4 protein-coding genes and 1 pseudogene are annotated in these 3,842 nt (G+C 48.2%); 1 reads left to right on the top strand and 4 read right to left on the bottom strand.

Annotated features, from left to right (window positions below; translation table 11 throughout):
• Positions 1 to 150: 150 nt before the first annotated feature.
• The 4 genes from BMZ51_RS23245 to BMZ51_RS24425 all read right to left on the bottom strand — a co-directional run bounded on the left by BMZ51_RS23245 (position 151) and on the right by BMZ51_RS24425 (position 2,830).
• Complete coding sequence (locus BMZ51_RS23245; protein ID WP_068004588.1) at positions 151 to 447, bottom strand: PAAR domain-containing protein; 297 nt, start codon at positions 445 to 447, stop codon at positions 151 to 153.
• Positions 448 to 458: 11 nt separating this feature from the next.
• The gene (locus BMZ51_RS23240) at positions 459 to 1,217 is read right to left on the bottom strand and encodes a cell division cycle protein 123 family protein (protein ID WP_068004589.1); all 759 of its coding nucleotides are present in this window, start codon (positions 1,215 to 1,217) and stop codon (positions 459 to 461) included.
• A gap of 1 nt (position 1,218) precedes the next feature.
• Positions 1,219 to 1,767 carry an SMI1/KNR4 family protein gene (locus BMZ51_RS23235; RefSeq protein ID WP_074882399.1) on the bottom strand — a complete coding sequence of 183 codons (549 nt, stop codon included), beginning with the start codon at positions 1,765 to 1,767 and terminating at the stop codon, positions 1,219 to 1,221.
• Between the two features lie 94 nt (positions 1,768 to 1,861).
• The gene (locus BMZ51_RS24425; RefSeq protein ID WP_082825587.1) at positions 1,862 to 2,830 is read right to left on the bottom strand and encodes a bacteriophage T4 gp5 trimerisation domain-containing protein; all 969 of its coding nucleotides are present in this window, start codon (positions 2,828 to 2,830) and stop codon (positions 1,862 to 1,864) included.
• 99 nt (positions 2,831 to 2,929) lie between these two features.
• Between BMZ51_RS24425 and BMZ51_RS23225 the strand changes: the two are divergent.
• Positions 2,930 to 3,633: pseudogene (locus BMZ51_RS23225) on the top strand (IS6 family transposase).
• Positions 3,634 to 3,842 lie beyond the last annotated feature (209 nt).

The raw sequence follows: 3,842 nt of genomic DNA, 5'->3' as shown, positions 1-3,842 counted from the left end.
GGGTGGAAAACGATGGCGTTTGTAACTGATCGGAGCACAAGTCATGTTGCCCAACTACCAATCGGAGCTGGAGCCAAAGTTAACTTGATAACACCAAGCGGGCCTCGGGGTATTTCTATCGAGGGTTTAAGTAGTACGTGAGTTCAGCGGTCATTCAATAGTGACAATGGGCGAGCCGGAACTAATGCTCCCACCACAGCCAATTGCGTCACCAACACGGGCAGCAGGTTTACCGTCAATCGTTACAATCGAAGAACCTGCCGAGACTGAACGTGGATGCGGTGGAGCCGGGCAAACAGGGCAACCATGTGGAATTAGAGAGTCCCCCACCCGTGCAGCGGGTAGGCCATCTATTTTCACAACAGGACTGCCGGAGATAATGGGTGTTGGCGGGTAGTGGCAACCATGCCCAGACCCAGTATCACTTACACGAGCAGCTTTAGGCATATTGATACTCCTTAACTGGCCATAGGTGCAGCAACAACTCGTTCATTTTTGATGAACCGAAATTTGCCATCGAAATCTGATTTCTCCCAGCTATAGAGGCAGGGGTCAGCTCTCTTGAGGAAAGGGTTGAGTTCAATAAGGTGCGCTTGAAGTTTCTCATTTTGATTGGATAAGAACACATCAGCAATAACTGTCTCCAAATGTGATTCCTTATAGAGAAACAGGCAAAATTCAATGAGGGCTTGCCGGATATCGTCTAAGCTCTGCTGGATTTGCGGAAACTGCTCGGTTGTATAGTATTGCGAAATCCCGATAATTTTCCGATCCCGCATGAATATGCGAAATTCGCTCCAGCGCGGCATATCAATCCACTCCCGCAGATAGAAATTTGCCCCCTGATTGTGAATAGCCGGTTCCATAAGAGCAGAAGCAATTCTTTGATTGGGCTGTAAGATAATCGCCTCAACATCGCGCAGTGTGCGTGCCGGTGAATTCAGAAGACAGCTTTCTTTCCAGGAGCAGTAGTCCAGCCTCGGAAAGGCGCCCGAGGGAAATTTCTCGAGGCCTGCTGTGACCTCATCCAGAAAATCCTGAGAGAGGTCAAAATGATTGAACATCGCAAATTTCTCGCAAAACTCGGGGGTGTTTGCTGCAAGTGCGAGAACATCATCGGGACTGATCGGGATCTCTTCGTGCGGCACGCTCGCCTGCTTTAAGGCATCCGGCCAACTGGCAAAAAACGTATCTGAAACTGCCTTGGGATACGCCATGTCAGAACTCTACTTTGCGAGTGAGATGTTCTTGGTTCCGTCGAAACCAATAGTCGTGACCATCCTGATCTGTATTCTCATACAATTTTTCAAAAACAAACTCGCGGAACGAGTTAGCAAGCAGCGACGTGCGCATCACAGGTTCATCATCTTCCGGGCCCACAGCAAAATAGATCAAATAGACTTTGCCAAACGAGTTTTCCTCCATAGACAGGCCAAGCTCTGTTCCGCCTGGATCAGTGCCAATAATGATGGACTTCGCAGGAATTTCATCGAACTCTAAGCGGTCTCCGCAGCGTTCCAGGGCATATTTCCAGTCATAAATTGAACCCAGCAACACTGTGTCATCATCATCCATTTGCCAGAGCTCTTTGGGGACATTGTGTTTGAAAAGGCAGGGATATGGTCGACCGCCATTATACTTGACCATAAATGCCCGATAATCTTTTGGAAGCTTGATATCGGTCTCAAGCTCCCACTTGGAGATCAAACCTTCAGTCTCTGGTACGGATTGCCAGTCTTCTTCGTTTTTGTAAATTAAAACGTCCATAACATTTCCCTTAAAAATCACCTGCGTGTTTGCCATTGTACATAGCGGCACCACCCATATGGGTTGTTTTTATATCTCCGCCATTTGCATGCATCTATGTTAGAACAAGCTGCATGGTGACACCGTCTTCTTTGTGGTGCCATGTATAACCTTCTGGCTTATTCCACTCTGAATCACCAAGCTTGTCTTGCATGGCCTTATCGGTATCCTTGCCGCCACTTCCACCTTTGAGGTTGATAGAAGGAGCTAGCAGATCATTCTGCTTGCCTTTAATCGTGATGCCACTTTGGGAAATTTCGATTTGGCCGCCGGGTGCAGCGAGGACGATCTTGTCCTTTGCCATAATTGTATGAACTTTGGTCCTGGATGTGATCTTCTTGCCGACTTCTACGTCGTATTTCTCGCCCACAGTGAGCTTGGATTGTTTTCCAACCATGATCGTTTGGATTGCACCGACAACGGTGTTTTTCATCATGCCAATTTGCTCAGTACGGGCCATGCCGATCGTGTCTGAGCGAAATTTCTCAACAACAACGCTCAGAGTCCCCGATCCTGGCATAAACTTGGAGAGCATCCCACCAATAACTGATCCAGCACCGGCCTGTGCTTTCCCACCTTCAGAAAAATGTTCTCCTGTCTTCAGGAAGTCCACTCCGGCATTCACCGACTGAGCTTCTGCTCCAGCACCTACTTTTGCAACCACTGCTGCAAAATCCGTAACAGGAGCGGACCCAGCTTTCTTCGCCCCTTTTTTTGAGGTCTTGCCGCCAGACTTCACCAGGCCACCTAAAGCGCCCAGTAGACCTCCTGCGGCTCCTCCACCACCAACAGACAGGTTCATACTCCCGCCTACCTTTTCCTGATGGTTGGCTCCCACTGTGATGGACTTGTTCGCCCCGACATTTTCAATCTGACTGGCAAGTACATTTTTGGAGCGGTTATTCAAAACCTTGATGGTCTGGTCTTTTTGAGCATGTAAAAAGACATTTTTCTGCCCACCCTGGTCTTCAAAAGTCAGTTCATTAAATCCAGACGCTTTATGACTATCAGAGCGAATAACCATTTTAGTTTTATGATCTGGCAGTTTGTAAGGCGGTTGATTTGGCTCCGTTGCAACTTTGGGTCATCGGCTGCATGATCGCTACGTTGTGGGGGATTTTCAATGTCAGAATTCAAGTATCGTCAGTTTCAGGGAGGGATCATTCTTTGGGCAGTGAGATGGTATTGTAAATATGGCATCAGCTGCCGTGATCTTGAGGAAATGCTGAATGAGCGCGGCGTTGATGTTGACCACACCACCCTCTACAGATGGGTTCAGCACGACGCTCCGGAACTAGAAAAGCATACCTTGTGGTATCAAAATCGGCTGTCGTTCTCTTCGCGTGTCGACGAAACATATGTGGAGGTTAAGGGGCAATGGAAATATCTGTTTCGGGCCATCGATAAGCATGGCGATACGATTGATTTTCTTCTGACATCTCGACGCGATAGCAAGGCGGCAAAGCGATTTCTTGCCAAAGCCTTGAGGCGATCAAAGCGTTATGTTCCCTCAAGGATCAACACAGACAAGAATCCTGCCTATGGTCTGGCCTTAGCTGAGCTTAAACGCGAGGGGAAGACCCCCGATTACGTCAAGCTGCGACAGGTGAAGTATTTGCACAACCGGCTTGAAAGCGATCATGGCAAGCTCAAACGACTAATCGAACCAACGCTCGGCTTCCAGTCGATGCGAATAGCGGCTGCACCATTAAGGGTTTTGAGGTCATGCGGATGTTCAAGAAGGGGCAATTTGATGGTTGGATCCGCTCTGTCGGCGGAGGGACTGAAGTCTCCTTCATCAACCGGCTCTTTGGAATTCACGCCTGAATTACGCCTTGAGGAAGGTTATTTGTGCCTTAACTCAAAAGATGCAATAGAGCGATGAGGAATGGGAAAGTGTATATAAAGAAGCATGGATGAGTTATTACTCACGCGAACATCTTGAGACCGTATTGCGAAGAGCTGCGGTCCACGCTCGTGGGCGACCAAGTAACAAACTCTTTTTGATGCTGTATTTTTATCTCATGGTGAAGTTG

The sequence above is a fragment of the Pseudovibrio axinellae genome (assembly GCF_900110875.1).
GTDB classification, from domain to species: domain Bacteria; phylum Pseudomonadota; class Alphaproteobacteria; order Rhizobiales; family Stappiaceae; genus Pseudovibrio; species Pseudovibrio axinellae.
Note: the sequence above shows the minus strand (reverse complement) of the source record. Positions and strands in the feature narration are given on the sequence as shown.

Bases quoted from the DNA above. Each gene is read 5' to 3' on its own strand.
- BMZ51_RS24425 (WP_082825587.1), bottom strand. From the start codon at position 2,830: ATGGTTATTCGCTCTGATAGTCATAAAGCGTCTGGATTTAATGAACTG.
- BMZ51_RS23245 (WP_068004588.1), bottom strand. From the start codon at position 447: ATGCCTAAAGCTGCTCGTGTAAGTGATACTGGGTCTGGGCATGGTTGC.
- BMZ51_RS23235 (WP_074882399.1), bottom strand. From the start codon at position 1,767: ATGGACGTTTTAATTTACAAAAACGAAGAAGACTGGCAATCCGTACCA.
- BMZ51_RS23240 (WP_068004589.1), bottom strand. From the start codon at position 1,217: ATGGCGTATCCCAAGGCAGTTTCAGATACGTTTTTTGCCAGTTGGCCG.